The organism is Stenotrophomonas genospecies 3 (genome assembly GCF_054473855.1).
In genome coordinates this window covers 1-1,253 of the sequence record NZ_JBTMUR010000039.1, presented here as the reverse complement: position 1 = coordinate 1,253, position 1,253 = coordinate 1, and the positions used below count along the sequence as shown (strand labels likewise).

At 61.0% G+C, this 1,253-nt stretch carries 2 protein-coding genes; both read left to right on the top strand.

Translation table 11 applies throughout. From position 1 onward, the window contains the following. The first annotated feature begins 64 nt into the window (after positions 1-64). The gene (locus ACX9OT_RS21825) at positions 65-358 is read left to right on the top strand and encodes a transposase (protein ID WP_006388655.1); all 294 of its coding nucleotides are present in this window, start codon (positions 65-67) and stop codon (positions 356-358) included. After that, positions 355-1,215 carry an IS3 family transposase gene (locus ACX9OT_RS21820; RefSeq protein WP_053461350.1) on the top strand — a complete coding sequence of 287 codons (861 nt, stop codon included), beginning with the start codon at positions 355-357 and terminating at the stop codon, positions 1,213-1,215. The genes ACX9OT_RS21825 and ACX9OT_RS21820 overlap by 4 nt, the downstream gene beginning before the upstream one ends. Positions 1,216-1,253: the final 38 nt, after the last annotated feature.

The following is a 1,253-nucleotide window of genomic DNA, read 5'->3' as shown; positions in this document are numbered from 1 at the left end:
CTGATCTGGCCCCCCGTCAGCGGACGCCAAGAAGCGATACTTTGATCGCACTTGGAGGTCCCTTATGTCCCGTATCACCCGCCGTAGCTACACCGATGAGTTCAAGCACCAAGCCGTGGAGTTGGCCGAGTCGCTCGGGCCTGCCGCAGCGGCCCGTCAGTTGGAGATGTCGGTCAAGACGCTGGCAAACTGGCTTGACGCGGTCCGTGCTGGCCGGTCGTTGACCTCTGAGGCTCGCAGGCCAGCCACCGACCTGGAAAGCGAGATCAGCCGCCTTCGGGCCGAGAACGCCAATCTTAAGATGGAGCGGGAAATCCTAAAAAAAGCGGCGGCGTTCTTTGCCAGAGAGTCCAAGTGAGGTACGCCTTCGTCGCCAGTCAAAGGACTCACTACCCGACCAGATTGTTGTGTCGGGTTCTTGGGGTTTCTGTCTCTGGATTCCATGACTACCTGCGCCGGCAGTGTGCCCAAACGTGCGATGTCGATTCGGCCCTCCGTACCGAGCTTCGGGCCATTCATGTGACCAGCAAGCGCAGTTATGGGCGACGTCGGCTGGTCAGGGCCTTACGAGCCAGGAATCATCCAGTCGGCCACAAGCGCGTGGCACGGTTAATGGCCGAGGAGCGAATCCAGGGCAAGACCAAAGGCCGATTCCGACCCAAGTCCTCTGGCGGCTCATCTCAGCTCGCCCCCAACCTGCTGGATCGGCAATTTGCCCCCGGAACCGGACCGACGGCGTGGGTCGGGGATATCACGTATGTCCCCACCCGCCAGGGATGGCTGCATCTGGCCGTGGTCATCAGCGTCCAGACCCGGCAGGTGCTGGGCTACAGCGTTTCCAAGCGTCTGACTGAAGAACTGGTGGTGAAAGCATTTGCCAATGCTTGGGCTCTGCATCCACAACGACCCGGCCTGATCTTCCATTCAGATCGTGGTGGGCAGTACTGGGGAAACGAGTTTCGCCAGCTGCTGCAGTCCCATGGCGTGGTCCAAAGCATGAGCCGGCCTGGCAATTGCTGGGACAACGCGGTGGCCGAGAGCTTCTTTGCGACGCTCAAGACAGAAGAGGCTGCCGAGCCTTACGCCAGTAGGGAGCAAGCCAGCCAGTCCATCGCTGCTTACATCCACGGCTTCTACAATCCAGCCCGGCTACACTCGGCGCTGGGCTACCACTCGCCTAACAACTACGCCCGGCAGCTCCGGGCTGCCGCCTGAAACGGCTTCATGGCGTCCGTTTTCAGGGGGCCAGATCA